Raw genomic sequence first — 24,690 nt, 5'->3', positions numbered from 1 at the left:
CGCCGCCGGGCCTCGCCATCGCGGCGCCGCTGCCCGACGTGTTCCCGGCCCGCAAGCGCCGGGGCCCGGTCTGGACCTATATCCGCCGCAACCCGACCATCGTGGTCGGGGGCGTGCTGCTCCTCGTCGTCTTCCTGATGGCTTTGCTGGCGCCGTATCTCGGCACCGTCGACCCGACCGCCCTGGCGCCCGCCAAGCGCACCCGGGCTCCGTCCGCGCAATACTGGTTCGGCACCGACATGCTCGGCCGCGACGTCTACTCGCGGGTGGTCTACGGCGCCCGGGTCTCGCTGCTGGTCGGCTTCTCGGTGGCGTTCCTCGCCTCGATCGCCGGCCTCGCGGTCGGCCTCGTCTCCGGCATGGTGCGCTGGCTCGACGGGATCGTCATGCGGATCGTCGACGGCATGATGTCGATCCCGCCGATCCTGCTCGCGGTGGCGCTGATGGCGCTCACCCGCGGCTCGGTCCAGAACGTCATCGTGGCGATCACCATCGCGGAGATCCCGCGCGTCGCCCGCCTCGTGCGCGGCGTGGTCCTGTCCCTGCGCGAGCAGCCCTATGTCGAGGCGGCGGTGACCACGGGCACGCGGATGCCGGCGATCATCTGGCGCCACATCCTGCCCAACACGCTGGCGCCCATGACCGTGCAGGCGACCTACATCTGCGCCTCCGCGATGATCACCGAGGCGATCCTGTCGTTCATCGGCGCGGGCGTGCCGCCCTCGACGCCGTCCTGGGGCAACATCATGGCCGAGGGCCGGGCCCTCTGGCAGGTGAAGTTCTACATCATCCTGTTCCCGGCCATCTTCCTCTCGATGACGGTGCTCGCCGTGAACCTCGTCGGCGACGGCCTGCGCGACGCCCTCGATCCCCGCATGGCGAAAGACGTCTGATGAGGACCGGCAGCATGAGCGGCGCACCCCTCCTGTCGATCGAGAACCTGCAGGTCCATTTCCGCACCCCCGACGGGGTGAACCGGGCGGTGGACGGGGTCTCGTTCGCGATCCAGTCGGGGGAGACCCTGGCGATCGTCGGCGAATCCGGCTGCGGCAAGTCGGTGACGTCCATGTCGATCCTGCGGCTCCTGCCCGAGCCGCCGGCCCGCATCGCCGGCGCCATCAAGTTCGAGGGGACCAACCTCCTCGACCTGCCCAACAGCGCCATGCGCAAGATCCGCGGCAACGACATCAGCGTGATCTTCCAGGAGCCGATGACCTCGCTGAACCCGGTCCTGACGGTCGGCCGCCAGATCGGCGAGACCCTGCGCCTGCACCAGGGCCTCGGCCGCCGGGAGGCCGAGGAGCGGGCAATCGAGATGCTGACGCTGGTCGGTATCCCCGAGCCCCGGCGCCGGGTGCGGGAATACCCGCACCAGCTCTCCGGCGGCATGCGCCAGCGGGTGATGATCGCCATCGCGCTCGCCTGCTCGCCCAAGCTCCTGATCGCCGACGAGCCGACCACGGCGCTCGACGTGACCATCCAGGCCCAGATCCTCGACCTGATGCGCGACCTGAAGGCCCGGGTCGGGGCCGCGATCATGCTGATCACGCACGATCTCGGGGTGGTGGCCGAGGTCGCCGACCGGGTGGTGGTGATGTATGCCGGCCGCAAGGTCGAGGAGGCGCCGGTCCGCGACCTGTTCCGGGCGCCCCGCCATCCCTACACGCGGGGCCTGATGGGGGCGGTGCCGAAGCTCGGCGCCGTCGAGCACGGGGCCGACGCGCGGCTCGCCGAGATCCCCGGCATGGTCCCAAGCCTGAAGGGCCGGATCGAGGGCTGCGTCTTCGCCGGGCGCTGCCCGGACGTGACCGACCTGTGCCGCGCCTACGCCCCGGCCCTGGAGCCGAAGGCGCCGGGCCACCTCGCCGCCTGCCACTACGCGCCGAAGGACGCCCTCGCGGCATGAGCGCCACGCCCGCACCCCCTGCCCGCACCCTGCTGGAGGTCAACGACCTCAAGAAGCACTTTTCCCTCGGCGGCGGCCTGTTCGGCCGGTCGACCCGCGTGCTGAAGGCCGTGGACGGCCTGTCCTTCACGGTCGCCCGGGGCGAGACCCTGTCGCTCGTCGGCGAATCCGGTTGCGGCAAGTCCACCGTCGCCAAGGCGCTGATGCGTCTCTACGCGCCCACCGCCGGACAGGTGGTGCTCGACGGGCGGCGCATCGACGACCTCTCGGCCGGAGCGCTCCGGCCCCTGCGGCGCCACATCCAGATGGTGTTCCAGGACCCGTTCTCGTCCCTCAACCCGCGGATGCGGGTGCGGGCGATCCTGGCCGAGCCGATCCGCAATTTCGGCCTCGCCCGCAACGCCGCCGACCTCGAGGCGAAGCTCGCCAGCTTGATGGAGCGGGTCGGCCTGCCCCGCGAGGCGCTGGGCCGGTTCCCACACGAGTTCTCGGGGGGCCAGCGCCAGCGTATCGGCATCGCCCGGGCGCTCGCCGCCGAGCCGGACCTGATCATCTGCGACGAGGCGGTCTCGGCGCTCGACGTCTCCGTGAAGGCGCAGATCGTCAACCTGCTGCGGGATCTTCAGCGCGAGCTCGACCTCGCCATGCTGTTCATCAGCCACGACCTCGCCATCGTCGAGCACATGACCCACCGGGTGGCGGTGATGTATCTCGGCAAGATCGTCGAGATCGGGCCCCGCCGCGATCTGTTCCTGGCCCCGAAGCACCCCTACACGCAGGCCCTGCTCTCGGCGGTGCCGATCCCCGAGCCCGGGGCCGGGCGCACCCGCATCGTGCTCAAGGGCGACGTGCCGAGCCCGATCAACCCGCCCTCCGGCTGCCGCTTCCACACCCGCTGCCCCCACGCCTTCGACCGCTGCCGGACCGAGGTGCCCGGCCTCGACGCGGTGGGCACCGGCCATTTCGCCGCCTGCCACCTCAACGACGCGGCCGCGCCGGCCCGGGCGGCCTGACGGAGCCGTCTTTGCGAGCGCAGCGAAGCAACCCGGTGCGGCGCGCGATCCCCGAGCGTGGCGGATCCCTGGGTCGCTTCGCTGCGCGCGCGATGACGGATCGGATCCCTGCAGACGGCTTTTGGAGACAACCGTGCAGCACGACCTCATCCTGAAGGGCGCGCGGGTCATCGACCCGTCGCAGAACCACGACGGGATCTGCGACGTCGCCTTCGCGGACGGACGGGTCTCGGGCTTCGGCCGCGACCTGCCGGCCGGCTCGGGCACGCAGGTCCGCGAGATGGAAGGCGCCATCGTCACGCCGGGCCTGATCGACCTGCACACCCATGTCTATTGGGGCGGCACGTCGCTGGGCATCGACGCCGACGAATTCTGCCGCACCTCCGGGGTGACAACCTCGGTGGATACCGGCAGCGCCGGACCCGGCAACTTCGCGGGCTTCCGCAGCCACGTGATCGAGCGGTCGCAGGCGCGGATCCTCGTCTACCTGCACGTCTCCTTCGCGGGCATCTTCGGGTTCTCGAAGACCATCATGGTCGGCGAGAGCGAGGATCCGCGGCTGATGGCGCCCCGGGAGGCCGTGGAGGTCGCCGAGGCCAACCGGGACGTGATCGTGGGCATCAAGGTCCGGGTCGGGCGCCACGCCTCCGGCGACCAGGGCACCGCGCCGCTGGACATCGCCCTGCAGGTCGCCGAGGAGACCGGCCTGCCGCTGATGGCCCATATCGACGAGCCGCCGCCGAGCTACGAGGCCGTGCTCGCCATGCTCCGCCCCGGCGACGTGCTGACCCACGCGTTCCGGCCCTTCCCGAACTCGCCCGTGACCGCGCAGGGGGCCGTGAAGCCGGCGCTGCGCGAGGCCCGGGCGCGGGGGGTGCTGTTCGACATCGGCCACGGCAAGGGCTCCTTCGCCTTCCGGACGGCGCGGGCCATGCTGGCGGGGGGCTTCCTGCCGGACACGATCTCGTCGGACGTGCACCAGCTCTGCATCGAGGGGCCGGCCTTCGACCAGGTCACCACCATGTCGAAGATGCTCTGCCTCGGCATGAGCCTCACCGACGTCATCGCCGCCTCCACGGTGAACGCCGCCGTGGCGCTGAAGCGCATGGAATACGGGACCCTGAAGGTCGGGGCGCTGGGCGACGCCACCGTGCTGGCGGTGCGGGACGGGGCCTTCGACTACGTCGACACGCGGGGGGAGACCATGACCGGCGCCCAGCGGATCACCGCCGAGGGCGTGGTGCTGAAGGGCCGGTGGTGGCATCCGGCCTGACCGCGCCGGGGCCGGACCTGCAGGTCCTCGGTCCGATCGCATACAGAATATCGACCTTTACAGCCTCTTCGGCGGCCCGATACACTTTCCCGTGAGGGGCGGGCCATCGCCGGCCCTCTGCGACACGCGGTCGAAGCTGCGGCGCCAGGGAGGATGGATGGACACGGGTCAGCCTCTGCTGGAGGTCGACGGCGTCACACTCCGCTACAAGACGCCCGAGCACCTCGTCACCGCCACCTACCGGGTGAGCTTCCGGGTCTGGCCCGGGGACCGGTTCGTCCTGCTCGGGCCCTCCGGCTGCGGGAAGTCGACCCTGCTCAAGGCGGTGGGCGGCTACATGGCCCCCACCGAGGGCGAGATCCGCCTGAAGGGCCGCCCGGTCACCGAGCCCGGCCCCGACCGGATGATGGTGTTCCAGGAATTCGACCAGCTCCTGCCCTGGAAGACCGTGCGGCAGAACGTGGTCTTCGCACTGGAAGCCTCGGGCCGGCTCAAGGGCCGGGAGGCCCTGGACCGGGCCAACCTCTACATCGACAAGGTCAACCTCACGAAGTTCGCCGACAGCTATCCCCACACCCTGTCGGGCGGGATGAAGCAGCGCGTCGCCATCGCCCGCGGCATGGCCATGGAGCCCGACATCCTGCTGATGGACGAGCCCTTCGCGGCGCTCGACGCGCTCACCCGGCGGCGCATGCAGGACGAGCTGCTGATGCTGTGGGAGGGCACGCGCTTCACCGTGCTGTTCGTCACCCACTCGATCCCGGAGGCGATCAAGGTCGGCTCCCGCATCCTGCTGCTCTCGCCCCATCCCGGCGAGGTGAAGGCCGAACTCAACAGCGCCGAATCCCCGAAGGCGGCGCTGCAGCTGGAGAGCCGGATCCAGCACATGCTGTTCTCGGAAGAGATCGAGGAGGCCGAGAATGTCTAGCGCGCAAGCCCTGACCGGCGCCCCGCTGACCGGCGTCGCGCCGCGCCTGACGCCCGTGGAATCCGGCCGCCCCGAGATCGTGCGCGAGACCGGCCACGCCCATGGCGCCACGGTGGTGGAGAAGCCCCTGTCGCTCGCCGAGCGGCTCTACAACCAGGCCTGGCTGCGCAAGATCGTGATCCTCGTCCTCCTGGCCGGGATCTGGGAGGCCTACGGGCGCTACCTCGACAACGACCTGCTGTTCCCGACCTTCTCGGCCACCGTGGAGGCCTTCTTTCGGGGTATCGCGGACGGCACGCTGCCGGCCCGCGCCTGGTCGTCGCTCAAGGTGCTGCTCATGGGCTACGCCGCCGGCATCGCCCTGGCGACCGTGCTCACGGGCCTCGCCATCGCGTCGCGGATCGGGACCGATCTGCTCGAGACCCTGACGTCGATGTTCAACCCGCTGCCGGCCATCGCGCTGCTGCCCCTGGCACTGATCTGGTTCGGCCTGGGCAACGGCAGCCTGATCTTCGTGCTGGTCCACTCGGTGACCTGGGCGATCGCGCTGAACACCCATTCCGGCTTCCTGTCGGTGAGCCGGACGCTGAAGATGGTCGGGCGCAATTACGGGCTGTCGGGGCCGCGGCTGATCGGCAAGATCCTGATCCCGGCGGCCTTTCCCGCGATCCTCACCGGGCTGAAGGTCGGCTGGGCCTTCGCGTGGCGCACCCTGATCGCCGCCGAGCTGGTCTTCGGCGTGTCGTCCGGGGCGGGCGGGCTCGGCTGGTTCATCTTCGAGAACAAGAACATGCTCGACATCCCGAACGTGTTCGCCGGTCTGCTCACCGTCATCCTGATCGGCCTCGTGGTCGAGAACCTGATCTTCCAGACGATCGAGCGGCGCACCGTCCAGCGCTGGGGCATGCAGGCCTGAGGCGCCGCGGCGCCCGACGACCGGGAGCGTCCCGGCGCGCGGTCGGGTCCACCGTGTCCTTAGATGCGTCTTCTCGAACGTTGCCTGAATAGAGAAGTAACTTCTCTTTTACGTGGGTGCGACGAACGTTTTCTTCCTATAAGCTCCGTCGACGACCGCGGAGTCCGATCCTGTGAGCCTCGAATCCTCTTCCCAGGCAGCCCCGACGCCGGCGCTTCCCGAGCGGGGCGGCCGGTCGGACACGGCCGCCTCGGTCCTGCCCGGCATCGGCCTGTGCGCGGCGATCACCGCGGTGGCGATGGCCGCGCAGGCGCTGGAGGAGCGGGTCGCCGGCCATCCCTATATCGAGGCCCTGGTCCTGGCGATCCTGGTCGGCATCGCGGTGCGCACCGCCTGGACGCCCCCGGCCCGGTTCCGAACCGGCATCGCCTTCTCGGCCAAGCAGCTCCTCGAAGTCGCCGTCGTGCTGCTCGGCGCCTCCCTGAGCCTCGGGGCGATCCTCGCCTCCGGCCCGGCGCTGCTGGCCGGCATCGTCGGGACCGTGGTCCTCGGCATCGCCGCCAGCGTGGCGATCTGCCGGGTGCTGGGCCTGCCGGCCCGGATGGCGATCCTCGTCGCCTGCGGCAACGCCATCTGCGGCAACTCGGCCATCGCCGCGGTGGCGCCGGTGATCGGAGCGGAGCCGAAGGACATCGCCGCCGCCATCGCCTTCACGGCGGTGCTCGGGGTGCTGATGGTGCTCGGCCTGCCGCTGTTCGTGCCGCTCGCCGGCATGACCGACAACCAGTACGGCGTGCTGGCGGGACTCACCGTCTACGCGGTGCCGCAGGTGCTAGCCGCGACCGTGCCGGTGAGCCTGCTGTCGACCCAGGTCGGAACCCTGGTGAAGCTCGTCCGCGTGCTGATGCTCGGCCCGGTCGTGGTGGCGTTCTCGCTGATCGCGCCCCGGCTGCCGCAGGCGGCGGGGGCGCCGGGCGCGCCGGCCCGTCCCGGCCTCACCAAGCTCGTGCCCTGGTTCATTGTCGGCTTCCTGGCCCTGGCCACCCTGCGCTCCCTGGGCCTCGTCCCGGATGCCGCCGTGAAGCCGCTGACCCAGCTCGCCGGCGTGCTCACGGTCCTGTCCATGGCCGCCCTGGGGCTCGGGGTCGACGTGCGGGTTCTCGCCCGGGTCGGCGGCCGGGTCACCCTCGCGGTCATCGCCTCCCTCGCCGTCCTGATCGTCCTCAGCCTCACGCTGATCCGCGTCCTCGGGATCGGCTGACGCCGCGCCGTCCTGCGCTCCGGCCGGATGTGGCGCGGTATTTCCCGGCCTGTGCGCGTCCGGCGCCTGTAACCGGGGCAGGATCGGCATCTTTGTGCAGGTGACGGATCCTTTTCGCAGGCGATCGCGCCCGTTCGGATCGAAAAGCCCTTTCGGTGATCGACTGTCTTTCAAGACCGTCTTGACACATCCGCGATTTTTGCTTTGGAACCACGTCCATCGTCGTCGAAAGCTTCGGATGGACTCGCGCAGTGCCTGAACAGAATCCCGAGAGCCGCCTCCGGTTGGTCACGTTGGTCGGCGAGATCGTCGCCGCCTACGTCTCGAACAATTCCGTTCCGCCGACGGCGCTGCCGGAGCTGATGGCGAGCGTGCATGGAGCGCTGGCGGCCCTCGACGGGCAACCGGCTGCCCCGGCGGAACCGGCCGTGGAGCGGCCGACGCCGGCACAGATCCGGAAGTCGGTCCAGGAGGACGGCATCGTCAGCTTCATCGACGGCCGGACCTACAAGACCCTGAAGCGCCATCTCACCGCCCACGGCCTCACGCCGGAGCGGTATCGCGAGCGCTACGGCCTGCCGGAGGATTACCCAATGACCGCGCCCGGCTACGCCGCGCAGCGCTCCGCGCTCGCCAAGGCGATCGGCCTCGGCGTGCCCGGCGGGCGCAGCGATCAGCGCAGGACCGGCACCGGCGGCTGATCGGCGGCGCGGCGGGAGCCCGGTGACGGCGCGCTCTCGGCCTTGCGGCTCTGGAACGGAAGCACCTGCGCGGGGCCCGGGACGGACCTGCCGAGCGCGGCGCGGTCCGGACGCCCGAACGTGTCGGCCCAGCTCAGCTTGATCACGTGGCAATCCGGAGCCGCGGACGTGGTCTCCTCCGCGGGGGGCGGTGCCTTGCGGTTGCCGGCGCTGATCCAGCGCACGATCCGGTGCTCGCGCCCGCGGCGCAGCGCCGGCGGTCCATCCGGCGCGCTGCGCCGGCGGATCGCTTGCCTGTCGTCGGTCCTGTCTGAGATCGACACGCTGAATCACCCCGTCCGCAGTCGGGGCGGGAGCGAGGACGGATAGCGGGTGCAGCCGTGGATCCGTCGGGGTGCTCCACCCGCGACAACGGCGCCATCCTACTGAACTTGCAGGGGCCGGACAGGGCGGTCCCGTCCAAAAAACTTGTCTCTGCGTCCCAGATTGGCCCGGTCCCGGCCCCGGCGGGCTCAGGAGGCGTGCGCGCCCGGCACCGCCGCGAGGAGGCTGCGGGTGTAGGCGTGCTCCGGCGCGGCGAACAGCTCCGCGGTGCCCCGCATCTCCACGATGGCGCCGCGGTGCATCACGGCGATCCGGTCGCAGATCGTGGCGGCCACCCGCAGATCGTGGGTGATGAACAGCATCGCCAGGGACAGGCGCTGCTTCAGATCCTCCAGCAGGTCCAGCACCTGCCGCTGGACCGAGACGTCCAGCGCCGAGACCGCCTCGTCGGCCACCAGCACGTCCGGCTCCATGGCGAGCGCCCGGGCGATGCCGATGCGCTGGCGTTGGCCGCCCGAGAAGGCGTTCGGGTAGCGGGCGGCGGCCTTCGGATCGAGGCCGACGAGGTCGAGGAGGTTTCGGGCCCGCTCCCGGGCCTCGGCGGCCGGGACCCCATGGGCGATCGGCCCCGCCGTGATGATCTGCTCCACGGTGCGCCGCGGGTTCAGCGACGCGAACGGGTCCTGGAAGATCATCTGGATGCGGCTGCGCTTGTCGCGCAGGGCCGTCTTGCCGAGGGCCGTGTAGTCGAGGTCCCCCAGCCGGACCGTGCCGCCGTCGGGCTCGATCAGGCGGATTGCGAGCCGCGCCGTGGTCGACTTGCCCGAGCCCGACTCGCCCACGATTCCAAGGGTCTCGCCGCGGCGGACGTCGAACGAAACTTCCTTGACTGCCGCCACGACCCGCGGCTTGCCGAACAGGCCGGAGCGCCCGGAATAGGTCTTGGACAGCCCGGTCACCGAGAGGGCGACCGGGGCCGCCGCGAGGGGCGCGCGCGGCGGCGGCGTGAGGCTCGGGACGGCGGCGAGGAGCGCCCGGGTGTAGGGCGCCTGCGGATTGCGCAGCACCGCCTCGGCCGTGCCGGATTCTACGAGCCGGCCGCGCTGGAGCACCGCCACGTGGTCGGCGATCTCCGCGACCACGCCGAAATCGTGGGTGATGAACAGGACGCTCATCCCGCGCTTCCGCTGCAGGTCGCGGATCAGCCGGAGGATCTGGGCCTGGGTGGTGACGTCGAGAGCCGTGGTCGGCTCGTCGGCGACCAGCACCGAGGGCTCCAGCGCCAGCGCCATGGCGATCATCGCCCGCTGCCGCTGGCCGCCGGAGAGCTGGTGCGGGTAGGCCCGCACCGCCTCTTCCGGGTTCGGCAGGCCGACCTCGGTGGCGAGCGCCACCGCCCGGGCCCAGCGCTCGCTCCGGCTGAGCAGGTTGTGCGCCTCGAACATCTCGGCGATCTGGTCGCCGACCCGCATCACCGGGTTCAGCGCCGTCATCGGCTCCTGGAACACCATGGCGATGCGCCGGCCGCGCAGCGACCGCCACGCGGGCTCATCGAGGGTCAGGAGATCCCGGCCCTCGAACAGGATCGTGCCGGCCGTCGGCTTCAGGGCCCGGGGCAGGAGGCCGGTGAGCGCGTAGGCGCTCATCGACTTGCCCGAGCCCGATTCCCCGACCACGCACAGGATCTTCCCGGCCTCGAGGTCGAGGTTCAGGCCCTCGACCGCGTGCGGGCGGTCGGCGCCCTTGGGGAGCGCGATCGTCAGATCGCGGATGCGGACGACCGGCGCGCTCATGGTTCAGGCCCTCGCTTTGCGGCGGCGGAGGATGTCGGGTCCGGCCTCGCCCAGATCCCAGAACAGGCCGGCCATGATCGCCAGGCCCTCGCGGGTGCCGGAGGCGAGCATGTGCTCGTCGGGCCCGTGCTGGCGGCAGGCCGGATAGGAATGCGGCACCCAGAGGGTCGGCAGGCCCAAAATCTCCGAGAAGGCGTCGTTCGGCAACGAGCCGCCGAGATTGGGCAGCAGCGCCGGTTTTTTGCCCGAACTCGCCTCGATCGACTGGAGCGCCCACTCGACCCAGGGATCCTCGACGGGGAGACGTGTCGCCTGGAACACCTCCGCGGCGCGGGCCGGACGGACCTCGATCATCGGGAAGCCGTGCGCGTCGAGATGGGCGCGGACGTTCGGGATCAGGTTCTGCCAGTCGGTGCCGACCACGAAGCGCAGTTGCAGGGTCGCCTTGGCGTGGGGCGGGACAGCGTTGAGCGGGCCGTCCGGATCGCCGGTCTTGAAGGCCAGCACCTCCAGGGTGTTCCAGGCGAAGACCCGCTCGGCCGGACTCAGGCCCGGTTCGCCCCAGTCGGCATCGATCGTGGGCGCGGTCGGGTCCTCGCCGACGCGGATGTCGGCGAGCGCCGCGCGCACGCCCTCGGGGATCGGCGGCGGCCGCAGGGCGTCCACTAGGATGCTGCCCCGCGCGTCGACCATCGAGGCGATCGCTGAGGCCAGCACCGTGCCGGGGTTGCGCAGCAGGCCGCCCCAGTTGCCGGAATGGTGCGGGCCCTCGCGCAGGTTGAGGCTCAGCTCGAAATTGTAGGCGCCGCGGGAGCCCAGGAACAGGGTCGGGCGCTCGCCGTTGAGGCGGGGTCCGTCCGAGGCGATCAGCACGTCCGAGCGGAGGGAATCGGCCTGTTCCCGGCAGAACGGCCGCAGGCCCGGGGAGCCCGATTCCTCGCCCATCTCGATCAGGAGCTTCACGTTGAAGCCGAGATGGCCCTCGCGGGCCGCGATCACCTGCTCCAGGGCGGCGAGGTTGAGGACGTGCTGGCCCTTGTTGTCGGCGGTGCCGCGTCCGTACCAGCGGTCACCCTCGACCACGATCTCCCAGGGGCCGAGGCCCGCGCGCCACTGCTCGGGATAGCCCCGCACCGTGTCGCCGTGGCCGTAGATCAGCACGGTCGGCAGCTCCGCGCCCTCGCGCCGCTCGGCGATCAGGAACGGGCCGTGCACCCCGTCCGGGTTCGGGAAGATTTTTGGAGTTTCAAACCCGAGCCGGCTGACCAGTGGCGCGATGAAGCTTTCGAGGTAGGCGCGGAGCGCCGCCTCCTGGCCGGGGGCCTGGCTCTCGGTGGGCATCGCCACCGCCTCCCGCAGGAGGGCGAGGAACGCGCCCGAATCGAAAGCCTCCGTGGCGCGCGCGATGGCGGCGTCTCGCGTCATGGTGTGTTTCCCGTGAAACATTTTGGTAACCTGTCGACGGGCCCTGGCCCGGCGAAGCCGTCAGTTGCGCGCCTCGGGGGCGGTGATGTCGCGCAGGCCGTCGCCCAGGAGGTTGATCGCCAGCACGAGGAGGAGGAGCGCCACGCCCGGGATGGTGATCACCCAGGGCTGGAAGAACATGTACTGCTTGCCCTCGGCGATCATCAGGCCCCAGGAGGGCAGGGGCGGCTGGACGCCGAGGCCGAGGAACGAAAGGGCGGCCTCCAGCAGGATCGCGTGGGCCATCTCCAGGGTCGCCACGACGATCAGGGCGTTCATGATGTTGGGCAGGATCTCCTGGCGGAGGATCCGCAGGTCGGTCAGCCCCGCGGCGCGGGCGGCCGAGACGAAATCCTGGTTGCGGATCTGCTGGGTCGCGGCCCGGGTCACCACGGCGAAGCGGTCCCAGAGCAGGAAGCCCAGCACCAGCACCACCACCTTCAGGGAGCCGCCGACCAGGGCCGCCATGGCGAGCGCCACCAGCACCACCGGCATGGCGAGCCGCGTGGTCACCACGTAGCTGACCACGGAGTCGACCCAGCCGCCGAAATAGCCGGCGCACAGGCCGAGCACCGTGCCGATCAGCCCCGAGATCAGCGCCGCCGAGATCCCGATCAGGAGGGAGATCTGGCCGCCGTAGAGCAGGCGGCTCAGGTAGTCGCGGCCGAGCTTGTCGGTGCCGAGCACGTGCTCCCAGGAACCCTTGGCCTGCCAGACCGGCGGGATCAGGCGGCGGGACACGTCCTGCGCGTAGGGGTCGTGCGGCGCGATGAGCGGGGCGGCGAGCGCCGCCAGCACGATCAGCCCGAGGATTCCTGCCCCGATCAGGAAGCCGGTGTGGCGCAGGCCCCGCCGCAGGATCAGGCGGGTGGGGGAGGGCACCGCCGCCAGCGCGACAGGCGCGTCCGGGGGCAAAGCGGGGGCGGCGAGCGCCGCCGTGTCGGGGGGGAGGCTCATGGCGATCTCCGTCCTCAGGCCTGGCGCAGGCGCGGATCGAGGAAGGCGTTCAGGAGGTCGGCGGCCAGCGTCAGGCCGATGTAGATCATCGCCAGAACCAGCACGATCGCCTGGACGACCGGGAAGTCGTTGCGGGCGATCGACTCCCAGGCGAGCTGCCCGAGCCCCTGGAGCGAGAACACCGCCTCGATCACGATCGAACCGCCGAGCATGAAGCCGAACTGCACCGCCGACAGGGCGATCACCGGGATCACGGCGTTGCGCAGCGCGTGCCGCACCAGGATTTTTCTGGGCGGCAATCCCTTGGCGCGGGCGGTGCGGACGTAGTCGGAGGCCAGCACCTCCAGCATGCCGTTGCGGGTGAGGCGCATCACGGCGGGCATCGCGTAGTAGCCCAGCGCGATTGCCGGCAGGACGAAGTTCTTCCACGTGGCGTTGCCCGAGACCGGCAGCCAGCGGAGGTTGACGGAGAAGATCAGGATCAGCGTCAGGCCGAACCAGAAGCTCGGCATCGCCTGGCCGAGCACCGAGACGGCGAGCGCCGTCCGGTCGATCCAGGTGTCCCGCTTCACGGCGGCGACGACGCCCAGCGGGATCGCCACGAACAGGGCCACGCCGAGCGCGATGATGCCGAGATAGAGGGTGATCGGCAGGCGGGCGGCCAGCAGGTCGATCACGCTCTCGCGGAAATAGAAGGAGTTGCCGAAGTCGAGGTGCAAAGCCCGCCAGCCCCAGGTGAGGAACTGGGTCAGCAGCGGCTGGTCCAGGCCATAATCCTGGCGGATCTGGGCGATTTGCGGCCCGGTGGCCTCCGGGCCGGCGATGGCGGTCGCGAGGTCGCCCGAGAGGTGGAGGAGCAGGAAGCTCGCCACCGAGACCGTGAAGGCCACCGCCAGGGCGACCAGCACGCGCCGGAACGTGAAGGCCAGCATGGCTCAGGCTCCCTTTCGCCGATGCGGACCGGATCGGCTCCCGCCGTCGGAACCGGGGCGGATCGCGGGTCCCCTCTCCCGTGCGGGAGAGGGACAGGGTGAGGGGTGCGACCTCTCCGGGAAGACCTGATCCCTCACCCCAACCCTCTCCCGCACGGGAGAGGGGGCCAGTCGCGCCACGACCACCATCCTCACTTCCACGACGCCGCGTAGAAGCGCGGCACCTCGTCGGGCTGGGCGGTGAAGTTCAGGTCCGACGTGAAGGCGTAGTTGGTCGAGTAGGAGAACATCGGCAGGGCATAGGCCTCTCCGGCGATCCGCTGCAGCGCCTTGGCGTAGGCGGCCTTGCGGGTCTCCGGATCGGTGGAGCCGTCGCCCTTCTGGAGATCGGCGATCACCTGCGGATCCTTGGTCAGATCCTCCTCGCCGCCGCGGAAATACACCCCGTCGAAGGCCGAGACGTCGTTGACCGAGAACGACCCCCAGGTCTGGTAGCCGATCGAGGTCTTGCCGGCCCGCAGCGCGTCGCGGAAGGCGGCGTAGCGCAGGTAGTTGAGCCGCGCCTTGATGCCGACGGCGCCGAGATAGCCGATCACCGCCTCGGCGTAGTCGCGCTCGCGATAGGCGCCGAGGTCGATCTCGAACCCGTTCGGGTAGCCGGCGTCCTTGAGCAGCGCCTTGGCCTTGGCGGGATCGTAGGCGTAGCGCGGCACGCCCTGGTCGGTGCAGCCGAACTGGTCGACGAAGCACAGCGCGTTCATCACCCGCGAGGCGCCGCGCACGAGGTTGTCGACCATCGCCTTGCGGTCGATGGCGTAGGAAATCGCCTGCCGGACGCGCACGTCCTTGAGCGGCGAGTTCTCCTTGGCGCGGCCCAGCGTGTCGAATTGCAGGAAGCCGACCCGCATCGTCTCGGAGTTGAGGACCGTGATGTTGGGCGCGGCGCGCAGCTGCTCGGCCTGGTCGCTCGGCACCCGCCAGATCCAGTCGACGCCGCCGGTCATCAGCTCGGCCATCCGGCTCTCGCCGTCCGGGATGACGCGGAACTGCAGCTTGCCGATCTTCGGCTTACCCAGCGGACTGCCGGCCCAGTACTTGTCGAACCGCTCCATGGAGACGCCGCGGCCGCTGTCGACCTTGGTGATCCGGTACGGGCCGCTGCCGACCGGCGCCTTGGCGAAGCCGTCGAGACCGACCTTCTTGAAGTAATTGGCCGGGAAGATCGGGGTCGGGCCGGCGAGGTATTCCAGCGCCGCCGGGAACGGCGCCTTGAGGTGGATGCGGACCGTATGCGGGCCCGTGACCTCCACCGACTTCATCCAGTCGACGTTCTGGCGGGTGACCGTGCGCGCCTCGGGCGTCAGCACGTAGTTGAACGTGAAGGCCACGTCCTCCGGCCCGAGCGGGTCGCCGTTGTGGAAGACCACGCCCTCGCGGATCGTGAGATCCAGGGTCGTGTCGTCCGCCCAGGTCCAGGCGGTCGCCAGCATCGGCTTGTAGGTGCCGTCCTTCTGGTCGCGGTACAGCAGGGTGTCCCAGCAGTTCCGGGCCAGGATCACGCCCTCGCGGGCGCTGTTGTGATACGGGCTGACATTCTCCGGCTCGCTGTCCGACGCGTAGACCAGCGTGTCGTCGGCCTTCCCGGCCAGTGCCGGATGCGCGGCGATCAGAGTCGCGAACGAGGCGGCGAGGGTCGCGGCGCGGGTGAGAATCCGTAGCGGCATGCGGTCTCCGACGGCGCGGCGGACAGGTCCGGCGGATCGATCCGCGGCTGCCGCGTTTTTCACCCTGCCATGGTGTTGTGCATCTGGGATCGCAACAAGTAGAATTTGGCGAGTGCTGCGTTGCCGTATTGGCAATGTGCATGGCAGCATACAGCGTATCGAGCACGATAATGCAGACGACGGGCCTGCGCTACTTCCTGGCCGTGGCCCGCACCGGCTCGATCGCGGCGGCCTCGGCCCAGCTCAACGTGGCGGCCTCGGCGATCAGCCGGCAGATCGCCAACCTCGAAGCCGAGCTCGACTGCGTGCTGTTCGAGCGGCGCCCGCGCGGCATGGTGCCGAGCCCGGCCGGGGAGCTGCTGGCGCAGCACGCCCATCAGGTGCTGATCCGCTCCGAGCAGGTGGTCACCGAGATCCGGGAGCTGGAAGGGCTCGCCCGCGGGCTGATCCGGGTCGCCTGCTCCGAGGGCTTCTCCCTCGACATCGTGCCGAACGCGATCGCGGCCTTCCACGCGGCCCATCCCGGCATCCGCTTCGAGGTCACGGTCCAGCCCCCGGCCCAGGTCACCCAGACGGTGGCAGTGGGGGATGCCGATCTCGGGATCACCTTCGCGCTGACACCCACCGCGCAGGTCGAGGTGCTCTACGACGGGCAGGTCGACATGCTGGCGCTGGCCGCGCCCGACCATCCCCTCGCGCGGGCGCCCGCCCTGCGCCTCGCCGACCTGCTGGACTATCCCGTCGCCCTGCCGACCCGGGACACGACCCTGCGGCAGGTCTTCGACGCCGCCTGCGCGCACGAGGGCATCGCGGTGGAGCCGGTGCTGACCTCCAACAATCTCTCGGCGCTGCTGCCCTTCGTGCGGCGCTCCCGCGGCATCGCCCTGATGTCGGCGCTGTCGGTGCAGACGCCCCTGCGGCTCAACGAGCTTGTCAGCCTGCCGATCCAGTCCCGGACGAGCCTCGCCCGGGGCGTGAAGATCCAGGCGATGCGCGACCGGCGGCTGCCGAAGGCGGTGCGGGCATTCCTGCGCCAGCTGCTCGACGCGCTGCCGCCGCCGCGATCGCCGTGACCCTCGGCGCGCTCGGCCCGCGACCGCTCAGGCGCCGCTCCGGTCAGCCGCGAGCCGACAGCTGTGGTCCATGACGTCCTCGGCGCTGGCACTCGGCGCCCGGTAGGCCAGCAGGATGTAGCCCGGCTCGGGATCGCCCGGGGGCGTGGCGAGCGCCGCGAAGCTCGTCCGGTGCAGGTCCGGCCGGGCGCCCGGCAGGGTGTGCAGGGCCGCGAACGGGTTGAACTGCGCGGCCTCCGCCTCCGGCACGCGCAGGGCGTAGTAGCGGTCGCCGGCCAGTGGCACCGGGAAGCGGCTCCAGGTGTGGCGCACCTGCCGGCCGTGCGCCCGGACCGCCTTGAGCACGCTCGGCTTCAGGCAGTCGAGATGGATGTGCAGCTGGTCCTGGCTGCGGCCCCGGGCCGAGTTGACCGCGAGCCCGACCTCCGCGGGGGACAGCTTCCCTTTCAGCACGTCCGACACGAGCGGCCGCGCCGCCAGGGCCGCCCGCCAGTAGGCGGCGCCCCGCGGCCCGCGCAGGACCGGTGCCTCCAGGCCCGCCACGGTGTCGGTGGGCATGACGACGCTGTGGGTCGGCTCGCCGGGGGCGCGCAGCACCGCCGAGCCCGGACGATCCGCGTCGCCCAGGTCGACCGAGAGGCACGGGAAGGTCCGGTTGGCGAGCCGCTTGGCGAGCACGCAGGTCTTCAGCGCCGCCCACAGGACGTCGCGGCTCGGATCGGGGGCGGCCGCGGCCGGGACCGCGGCCATCGCGGAGAGCGCCACGAGGAGGGCGGCGAACGGCGCGCGGCGCATGAGGGCTCCCCGATCGAGCCGGCGCGGCGCGTCGGCTTGGCCGTCCCGGAATAGCCGATCCGGGGGCCTGCCGGCAAAGGATCCGGAGACGCTGACGCCGCACCGGAAAACCCGCTATGCCGGCCGCTCCGCCGCCCCGGAGGCCCGCGATGACGCCATGCCCGCGATGACGACCGCGCTCACCCCCGACATCGCCGCGCGCTTCGCCGCGGTCGCCCTGGGCCACGTCGCCCGCGAATATCCGAACAAGCCCGGGCACGTCCTGGCCGGTCCGGCGGATGCCCGCACCCCCGCGGCCCTGCACCCGGCCTTCCACGGCAGCTACGACTGGCATTCCTGCGTCCACGGCACCTGGCTGCTGGCGCGCGTGCTGCGCCTGTACCCGGACGGCCCCCAGGCCCCGGCGATCCGCGCCCGGCTCGACGCGCAGCTGACCCCCGAGACGGTGGCGGGGGAATGCGCCTACTTCGCCGCCCCGACCGCCCGGGGCTTCGAGCGGCCCTACGGCTGGGGCTGGCTCCTGAAGCTCGCCGACGAACTCTCCGCGCTCCCCGAGCGCCGCTGGTCCGAGGCCCTGGCGCCGCTGGCCGGGATGATCGCGCAGCGGTTCCGGGACTTCCTGCCGGTCGCCGTCTATCCGGTACGGGTCGGGACCCATTTCAACACCGCCTTCGCGCTGCGCCTGGCGGCCGATTACGCGGATGGCGCGGGGGATGCCGGGCTGACCGCCCTGCTGCGCGACACCGCCGAGCGCTGGTACGGGGCGGACACGGACTGCCCGGCCTGGGGCGAGCCCGGCGGCGACGACTTCCTGTCCTCCGCGCTGATCGAGGCCGAATGCATGCGCCGGCTGCTGCCCCCCACGCGTTTCGCGCCCTGGTTCGACCGGTTCCTGCCCGATCTCCCGGCGTCCCGGCCCGCGACCCTGTTCCGCCCGGCCCGCGTGACCGACCGCTCGGACGGCAAGATCGCCCATCTCGACGGGCTGAACCTCAGCCGCGCATGGTGCTTCCGCGCGCTGGCCGCGGCCCTCGGTGCGGACGATCCCCGCCGGCCGCTCCTGGGCGCGGCCGCGGAGGATCACCTCGCGGCGGGGCTCCCGCACGTCACCGGCGACTACATGGGCGAGCACTGGCTCGCGACCTTCGCGGTTCTGGCCTTGGAGGCGGGGCCGGACGGCGACCCGGGCGGCGGTCCGGATGATCTTCTAAGAGAAACTTGAGAACTCTTCGCCCCGGGCCGGGCTGGGGAAGGGGACCGACAATAAAAAAAGACCGCCCTCAAGAGAACGGTCCGAAAGTCTAGGGAGGAAACGCCCGAGCGGGGCGGCCGGACAATGCGGTCGGCACCGTCTGGCCCGGCATCAACTCGACACAGGTGGTCTTGTTCCTGGATCCGGAACGCCGCGTCGCAACGGCAATGCGCCCGTCACCGGAGCGATTCCGACCGGCCGGCGCAGGTCTCCGGGTCCAAACTCGGCGCGGTAGGTCCGCTCCAGCGTCATCAGGTTCCGCAGGGGCGCTTCGGCGAGGTCGAGGAGCCGCGCATCGCGCCAGCGCAGCTTGCGGCCGAGGTGGCGACGGAACCAGCGCCCGCGCTCCTCCTCGACGAGCAGGATCAGCTTGCCGGTCCAGGTCCGGCGGAACCAGAAGCGTCCGGTCAGCGGCATGGCGGTCTCGCGCCCCGATTGTCGAGGCGAATACAATACATCCAGTCCGGTGTGGCCCAAAATGCTTAGGTTAGAACGCGGACGAATTCGGGCGAAGGCGGTTAAGGATCGCGCGCCCCGTCAGCGCCGCCCGGCTGCGGCGCCGGGGCGGCCGGCTGCCCGCCGCGCTTCGCCGTCTCGTAGAGGACCTGGGCGAGCTGCTCGGCGGAGTAGGGCTTGCGCACGAGGGTGAAGCCGTGGGCGTCGTCCGTGGCCAGGATGTGGCTGTAGCCCGAGGTCAGCACCACCGGCAGGTCGGGACGGTCGGCCTGGAGCTGCCGGGCGAGGGCGAAGCCGCCCATCCCCGGCATGACCACGTCGGAGAAGACCACGTCGAAGCGGTCGGGCGTCCGCCCGAGTTCGCCCAGCGCCTCCTCGGCGGATTTCGCCCAGACCGGGGCATGGCCCAGATCCTCCAGGATCTGGGTGCAGAACCGGCCGACCCCGAGATTGTCCTCCACGACGAGGATGCACAGGCCCCGCCGCGGTTCCGCCGCCCGGCGGCGGTCGCGGTCGGCCTCGGCGACCTCTGCGGGCGCCTCGACCTGGGGCAGGTAGAGCGAGAAGGTCGTGCCGCGCCCGAGCGTGCTCGCCACGTCGATGTCGCCGCCCGACTGCTTGGCGAAGCCGATGACCTGGCTGAGGCCGAGGCCGGTGCCCTTGCCGATCTCCTTGGTGGTGAAGAACGGCTCGAAGATCCGCCCCAGATCGGCGTCCGGGATACCGCCGCCGGTATCGGAAACCCGCACGGCCACGAAAGGCCCCGGCGCGCCGGCATGCCCGCGGATCGGCGGCATCGGGCACTCGCCCTCCAGGCGCAGGGTCAGGCTGCCTTCCCCACGCATGGCGTCGCGGGCGTTGACCGCCATGTTGATCAGCGCGGTCTCGAACTGGCTCTCGTCGGCGCGCACGAAGCGGGGCGTCTCCGGCAGCTCGATGATGACGCGGATGCGCGCGCCGGTAACCGAGTCGAGCATGTCGGCGATGCTGCGCAGGCGCGCGCCGATGTCGAAGACCTGGGGCTTCAGCGCCTGGCGCCGGGCGAAGGCGAGGAGCTGGCCGGTGAGCTTGGCCGCGCGGTCCACGGTGTCGGAGACCGCGTCGACGTAGCGGCGGCGGCGCTCCTCGGCGAGGTCGGGCCGGCGCAGGAATTCCATGGAGGACCGGATGATGGTCAGGAGGTTGTTGAAGTCGTGGGCCACCCCGCCGGTGAGCTGGCCGATGGCCTCCAGCTTCTGCGATTGCCGCAGGGCCTCCTCGGCCTGCCGCTGCTCGGTGATGTCGCGCCCGAAGCCGTAGAACAGCCCGTCCTCCGGCACGACGGTCCAGAGCACCCGGCGCCGGTCGCCGGCGCGGGTCAGACAGGAAAGTTCGACATCCTCGACCCGGCTCTCGTCGCAGAGGGGCCGCAGCGCCGCCTGCGCGGCCGCCCGCTCCGGGGCGGCCACGAAGTCGAGGGCGGCCCGGCCCAGGGTCTCGGCCTCCGACCAGCCGAGCGCCCGGCTCCAGGACGGGTTCGCCGACTGGACCCGCCCGTCCCGGTCCGCGACGAGCTTCAGCACCGGCGACAGCGTCCAGACCCGGTCGCGGTCGCGGGTCTGGGCGGCGACCTGCGCTTCGAGGCGCTCCGCCCGGGACTGGAGCAGCGCCTCGATCCGCTTCCGCTCCGAGACGTCGTGGGCGAAGACGTAGAATCCGTCGACCCCTCCGTCCGCTCCCCGGCGCGGCAGGTAGCGGGTGTCGGCGACGCGGGTCTCGCCGTTCGGGAGCGTCCAGGTCCATTCCCGGCGGATCTCCTGCCCGGCCAGCACCCGCTCGAAGGCGGCCTGCCGCATCGCGAAGGCCTCGGGACCGATGAGCATCCGCACGGTCTGCCCGACGACCTCGGAGGGCCTGCAGCCGGTCCAGGACTCGTAGGCGGCGTTGGCGAACCGATAGGTGAGGGTGCGGTCGATGAAGGCGATCAGGACCGGCATCGCGTCCGCGACCAGCCGGAGTTCCGCCTCCCGGGCGCGGAGTGCGATCTCGCTCCGGCGGCGCTCGGTGATGTCGTTGAACAGGATCGCGACGCGGTTCCGGCCCGGCCCGTCGACCCGGTAGGCGTGCACGTCGTACCAGCGGTCGAGGGCCTTGGCGGCCTGCTCGACGCGGACCGGCTCGCCGGTCAGGGCGACGCGGCCGTAGAGGTCGAACCAGCATTGCTCGTGATCGGGGGCGATGTCCCGCATCCACCGCCCTACCACGTCCGTCAGGCCGGTCTGCCGCTCGAAGGCGGGATTGGCCTCCAGGAAGCGGTAATCGACCGCCCGGCCGTCTTCGAACGTCAGCTCGACCAGGCAGAAGCCGGCATCGATGAAGGTGAACAGCGAGCGGTAGCGCTCCTCGTTCCGGCGCAGGGCGGCCTCGGCATTCCGGGTGTCCAGCTGCGTCATCACCGTCCGGGCGAGCGCCTTGAGGATGAAGATCTGCTGGTCGGTCAGGGTGCGCGGGACGCGGTCGAGGACGCAGAGCGTCCCGATGGCCCAGCCGTCCGGCGTCACCAGGGGCACGCCGGCGTAGAAGCGCAGGTGCGGCTCGCCGGCCACGAGCGGATTGGCGGCGCGGTCCGGCAGCGCGGCCAGATCGGGCAGCACGAGGACGCCGTCCTCGCGCATGGCCTCGGTGCAGAAGCCGAAATCGAGCGGCATCGCCCGCGCGGGGTGGCCGAACGCAGCCTTGATCCACTGCCGGTCGGCATCGACGAAATTGATGTGGGCCATCGGCGTGCCGCAGGCCTGGGCGGCCATCTCGGCGATCTCGTCGAACGCGCGCTCCGGCGGCGTGTCGAGGATGGCGTAGGCGCGCAAGGCGGCGAGCCGCTGGGGATGCTCGGGCTCGAAACCCGACGGGCGGGATATTGTCTCGGTCTGCGACACGGGACCGTCATAGCGTAAGCGCCCGCGCCTCCCTAATGAAACTCTGCCTCACGGGCCCGGCGGCGCGACCAGCCCAAGCATTCCGCGACAGTCCATTAGTCGACATTCGCATCGGATCGTCGGCGACAACATGGTTTCACAGGCGCCGGCCAAGTCTTGTCCGGGCCGGCGATCCCGTCCGGGCGCCCGCTTCGGTGTCTTCGTGATCTGTGCCGGCGCGGACCGCACCGGAGGCCGCGCGGTCACGGCTGTGGATCGGATCGCCGCGGCCGGGAGCCCGCGGGGGCGGTGCGGCGTTGCCGGCTCAAGAGGGACGGGTTCGGATCAGGCATGGCCAAGCGCAGGACGAAGGCGGGCGCCCATCAGGGCTTGGAGGACGCGCCGCTGATGCCCACCGGCGCCCTGGCGGTGGCGCTCCTGGCCTATGCCGAGGGCCCCGGTCCGGTGGTGCATGTCGCCCGGGATGCCCGCCGCCTCGAGGACCTCGCCGCGACCCTCCGGGCGCTGGATCCCGACGCGCAGGTCGCGATCTATCCCGAATGGGACTGCCTGCCCTTCGACCACGCCTCGCCGTCGCGGGCCATGATGGGCGCCCGGGCCGCGGTGCTGCGCTGGCTGACCGACCGGGAGGCGCTGCCGGATTTCGTGCTGACCACCGCCCCCGCCCTCGTGCAGCGCGTGCCGCCGCCGGAGACCTGGGCCTCGGCCCGCGTGACCCTGCGGGTCGGCGACCCCCTCGACGTCGCCGCCGCGACCGCCGACCTGAAGCGCCTCGGCTACATCCTCGACGAACGGGTCGACGAGCCCGGCGAGATCGCCGTCCGCGGCCGCACCGTCGAGGTGTTCCCCGCCGCCGCGCCGCGGCCCTGCCGGATCGAGCACGCGGAGGGGCGCGTCACGGCGATCCGCTCCTACGACCCGATCTCGCAGCGCTCGGTGGCCGAGGCGGACGAACTCGTCATCGATCCCGCCACCGAGATCATCCTGGAGCCCGGATCCGGCCAGAGCTTCGAGCCCTTCACCGGCCAGGAGCACCGCCTGGACCGCTATTACCCCCGCCTCGTCACCCTCTTGGACTACGTGCCCGGCGCGCGCCTCGCGGTCGAGGACGGCACGCAGGCCCGGGTCGACGCCTTCTTCGAGCAGATGGACGAGGCGCGGGGCCGGCTGACCGCCCGCGACGCGCAGGGGCAGCCCGGCGCCGCCCTCTATCTGACGCCGGAGGCGTGGCGCGCCATCGTGGCGGCGCACGGCCGGCTTGCCGTCACCGAGGCGGCCGGGGAGCCCCGGGCCATGCCGACCTTCGCCGGGGAGCGCCGGCCGGGGACGGCCTTCGCCAAGGTCCTGCGCGAGCGGCTGAAGGCCGGCGACGTCGTCGTGCTCGCCGGCTCGGTCCGGCCGCTCCGGCGCCTCGTGCGCCAGGCGGGCAAGATCGCCGAGCGCCCGATCCGGCTGATCGACGCCTGGGCCGACGTCGCCGAGGCGGCACCCGGCGACGTCCTCGCCCTGGAGGCGCCGCTGGCGGCCGGCTTCCGGGTGCCCGAGCAGGGCGCGACCGTGATCGCCGCCGCCGACCTGTTCGGCCCGGAGGCCGCCGTCACGGGGGGCGCCCGGGCGATCCTGCCCATGGGCGAGGTCGACCTGCGCCCCGGCGACGTGGCCGTCGACCGGGATCACGGCCTGTGCGTGTTCGAGGGGCTGGAGGCGGTGACGACCCGGGGCGAGGAGCCCTCCGAGGCCCTGCGCCTGCGCTTTTCCGGCGACGCGATCCTGATGGTGCCGGTGACCCAGGCCGACCGGATCTGGCGCTACGGTCCGGAGCCCGACGCCGTCACCCTCGACAAGCTCGACGGCGGCACGTGGCCTCGGCGCCGCCTGGAGGCCGAGGCCACCATGGCGCGGACCGCCCGCCTGATGCTGGAGGCCGCCCGCGCCCGCCGGGAGACGGAGGCGCCGGTCCTGTCGCCCCCGGCCCGGGACATGGAGCGGTTCGCCGCGGGCTTCGGCTTCGCGCCGACGCCCGATCAGGCGGCTGCGGTCGATGCGCTGATGGCCGACCTCGCCTCCGGCCGGCCGATGGACCGGCTGGTCTGCGGCGATGTCGGCTTCGGCAAGACCGAGGTGGCGCTCCGGGCGCTCGCGGCCGCGATCTTCTCCGGCCGGCAGGCGGCGCTGATCGCCCCGACCACCGTGCTGGCCCGCCAGCATGCCGAGACCCTGCGCCGCCGCTTCGGGCGGTTCGGCGTGGAGGTGGCGCAGCTCTCGCGCCTCGTGGCGCCGGCCGAGGCCAAGCGCGTCAAGGCGGGGCTCGCCGACGGCACGATCCGGCTCGTGGTCGGCCCCCTGCGCGGCGCCGCTGCCCTCCGCGGCCCGCACCGACGGCGGATGGAGATCCGTCACGTCGATATAGGCGCCGCGTCCCCGCAGCGCGCCGTCCGCGTCGGGCGTCAGGCAGCCGCGGTTGAGGATCCAGCGGGTCTCGCCCGCCCCGGTCAGGATGCGGAACTCCAGCGAAACCGGCCCCCCGGTCCGACGGACATGGTGGATCCGGCCGAACACCCAGTCCCGGTCCGCCGGGTGGATGCGGCCGAGGGCGGCGTCGAGCGGCAGCGGCGTCCCGGCGAGCCGCGGGTCCCCCGCCAGAAGGGACGCCGCGCCCGTGTCGAGCACCGACCGGCCGGCCCGGACGTCCGTATCCCAGAGTCCGATCAGTCCGGCGGCCTGCAGGGCAGAGGCTGCCGTAGAAGCCAGCATCATGGAATCCTCTCCGAACTGGCTAGTATCGATGATTGTACGATGATGGACAGATTGATCCGCACCACATGCGCTCGGCACGCCGGATGTCCAGTATCGTCGCGGTCGACAGCTTCATACGCGGCGTCGCGGCCGCCGAGTTTCGGGTCGCATTGCGGCCGAGGAAGACATCGATGCGGCGCAGGGCGAATCTCGGCGTTTCTCGACAGGTCTCGGCCGTCCCATCGCGGCACAAAGACCGAATCCACATCGC

At 71.5% G+C, this 24,690-nt stretch carries 19 protein-coding genes and 2 pseudogenes; 11 read left to right on the top strand and 10 right to left on the bottom strand.

Annotated features, from left to right (window positions below):
* Positions 1-17 precede the first annotated feature (17 nt).
* The 8 genes from GGQ91_RS18945 (at position 18) to GGQ91_RS18910 (ending at position 7,998) form a co-directional block, all read left to right on the top strand.
* A complete protein-coding gene (locus tag GGQ91_RS18945) occupies positions 18-893 on the top strand; it encodes an ABC transporter permease (protein WP_051044766.1) in 876 nt (291 codons plus the stop codon).
* Positions 893-1,906, top strand: a complete 1,014-nt coding sequence (locus tag GGQ91_RS18940) for an ABC transporter ATP-binding protein (RefSeq protein WP_043350053.1) — start codon at positions 893-895, stop codon at positions 1,904-1,906. The genes GGQ91_RS18945 and GGQ91_RS18940 overlap by 1 nt, the downstream gene beginning before the upstream one ends.
* Positions 1,903-2,919: an ABC transporter ATP-binding protein gene (locus tag GGQ91_RS18935; RefSeq protein WP_043350050.1), complete on the top strand. Its 1,017-nt coding sequence runs from the start codon at positions 1,903-1,905 to the stop codon at positions 2,917-2,919. Before GGQ91_RS18940 ends, GGQ91_RS18935 begins: the two co-directional genes overlap by 4 nt.
* Positions 2,920-3,052: 133 nt before the next feature.
* Positions 3,053-4,192, top strand: coding sequence for an amidohydrolase/deacetylase family metallohydrolase (locus tag GGQ91_RS18930; protein ID WP_182592641.1), 1,140 nt, complete (start codon positions 3,053-3,055; stop codon positions 4,190-4,192).
* Between the two features lie 157 nt (positions 4,193-4,349).
* A complete protein-coding gene (locus tag GGQ91_RS18925) occupies positions 4,350-5,120 on the top strand; it encodes an ABC transporter ATP-binding protein (RefSeq protein WP_182592640.1) in 771 nt (256 codons plus the stop codon).
* On the top strand, positions 5,113-6,036 hold the full coding sequence (locus GGQ91_RS18920) for an ABC transporter permease (RefSeq protein WP_051976149.1): 924 nt from the start codon (positions 5,113-5,115) through the stop codon (positions 6,034-6,036). Before GGQ91_RS18925 ends, GGQ91_RS18920 begins: the two co-directional genes overlap by 8 nt.
* 172 nt (positions 6,037-6,208) lie before the next feature.
* Complete coding sequence (locus tag GGQ91_RS18915; RefSeq protein WP_043384759.1) at positions 6,209-7,297, top strand: YeiH family protein; 1,089 nt, start codon at positions 6,209-6,211, stop codon at positions 7,295-7,297.
* Positions 7,298-7,548: 251 nt separating this feature from the next.
* Positions 7,549-7,998, top strand: coding sequence for a Ros/MucR family transcriptional regulator (locus GGQ91_RS18910; RefSeq protein WP_043384757.1), 450 nt, complete (start codon positions 7,549-7,551; stop codon positions 7,996-7,998).
* Here the strand turns inward: GGQ91_RS18910 and GGQ91_RS18905 are convergent.
* The 6 genes from GGQ91_RS18905 to GGQ91_RS18880 form a co-directional block, all read right to left on the bottom strand.
* Positions 7,971-8,321, bottom strand: a complete 351-nt coding sequence (locus GGQ91_RS18905; protein WP_182592639.1) for a hypothetical protein — start codon at positions 8,319-8,321, stop codon at positions 7,971-7,973. The genes GGQ91_RS18910 and GGQ91_RS18905 overlap by 28 nt on opposite strands.
* Before the next feature lie 189 nt (positions 8,322-8,510).
* Entirely contained in the window at positions 8,511-10,115 is a 1,605-nt protein-coding gene (locus tag GGQ91_RS18900) for an ABC transporter ATP-binding protein (RefSeq protein WP_182592638.1), read from the bottom strand.
* 3 nt (positions 10,116-10,118) lie between these two features.
* Positions 10,119-11,540, bottom strand: a complete 1,422-nt coding sequence (locus GGQ91_RS18895) for a M20 family metallopeptidase (protein WP_075381043.1) — start codon at positions 11,538-11,540, stop codon at positions 10,119-10,121.
* Positions 11,541-11,600: 60 nt separating this feature from the next.
* Positions 11,601-12,536, bottom strand: coding sequence for an ABC transporter permease (locus GGQ91_RS18890; protein ID WP_043384746.1), 936 nt, complete (start codon positions 12,534-12,536; stop codon positions 11,601-11,603).
* Between the two features lie 14 nt (positions 12,537-12,550).
* Positions 12,551-13,468 (bottom strand): ABC transporter permease, encoded by a 918-nt coding sequence (locus tag GGQ91_RS18885; RefSeq protein ID WP_043351630.1) that lies wholly within the window; start codon positions 13,466-13,468, stop codon positions 12,551-12,553.
* Positions 13,469-13,659: 191 nt separating this feature from the next.
* A complete protein-coding gene (locus tag GGQ91_RS18880; protein WP_043759657.1) occupies positions 13,660-15,192 on the bottom strand; it encodes an ABC transporter substrate-binding protein in 1,533 nt (510 codons plus the stop codon).
* A gap of 170 nt (positions 15,193-15,362) precedes the next feature.
* On the opposite strand from GGQ91_RS18880, the gene GGQ91_RS18875 reads away from it, so the two are divergent.
* Positions 15,363-16,265, top strand: a complete 903-nt coding sequence (locus tag GGQ91_RS18875) for a LysR family transcriptional regulator (protein ID WP_043351634.1) — start codon at positions 15,363-15,365, stop codon at positions 16,263-16,265.
* A 27-nt stretch (positions 16,266-16,292) separates the two neighbouring features.
* On the opposite strand, the gene GGQ91_RS18870 is transcribed toward GGQ91_RS18875, so the two are convergent.
* Positions 16,293-17,060, bottom strand: coding sequence for a CDP-diacylglycerol diphosphatase (locus GGQ91_RS18870; RefSeq protein ID WP_075382026.1), 768 nt, complete (start codon positions 17,058-17,060; stop codon positions 16,293-16,295).
* Positions 17,061-17,226: 166 nt separating this feature from the next.
* On the opposite strand from GGQ91_RS18870, the gene GGQ91_RS18865 reads away from it, so the two are divergent.
* A complete protein-coding gene (locus GGQ91_RS18865) occupies positions 17,227-18,282 on the top strand; it encodes a DUF2891 domain-containing protein (RefSeq protein ID WP_182592779.1) in 1,056 nt (351 codons plus the stop codon).
* 141 nt (positions 18,283-18,423) lie between these two features.
* On the opposite strand, the gene GGQ91_RS18860 is transcribed toward GGQ91_RS18865, so the two are convergent.
* Together GGQ91_RS18860 and GGQ91_RS18855 are read right to left on the bottom strand one after the other, a co-directional pair.
* Entirely contained in the window at positions 18,424-18,729 is a 306-nt protein-coding gene (locus tag GGQ91_RS18860; protein ID WP_043387073.1) for a hypothetical protein, read from the bottom strand.
* A 101-nt stretch (positions 18,730-18,830) separates the two neighbouring features.
* Positions 18,831-21,683, bottom strand: a complete 2,853-nt coding sequence (locus GGQ91_RS18855; protein WP_182592637.1) for a PAS domain-containing protein — start codon at positions 21,681-21,683, stop codon at positions 18,831-18,833.
* Between the two features lie 330 nt (positions 21,684-22,013).
* Here GGQ91_RS18855 and GGQ91_RS18850 point away from each other — a divergent pair.
* A pseudogene (locus tag GGQ91_RS18850) lies at positions 22,014-24,023 on the top strand (DEAD/DEAH box helicase); the annotation flags it as partial.
* A gap of 147 nt (positions 24,024-24,170) precedes the next feature.
* Here the strand turns inward: GGQ91_RS18850 and GGQ91_RS18845 are convergent.
* A pseudogene (locus GGQ91_RS18845) lies at positions 24,171-24,437 on the bottom strand (PAS domain-containing protein); the annotation flags it as partial.
* Between the last annotated feature and the right edge of the window lie 253 nt (positions 24,438-24,690).

Source organism: Methylobacterium fujisawaense (genome assembly GCF_014138435.1).
Lineage (GTDB): Bacteria > Pseudomonadota > Alphaproteobacteria > Rhizobiales > Beijerinckiaceae > Methylobacterium > Methylobacterium fujisawaense.
This window is presented reverse-complemented; position numbering and strand designations above follow the sequence as displayed.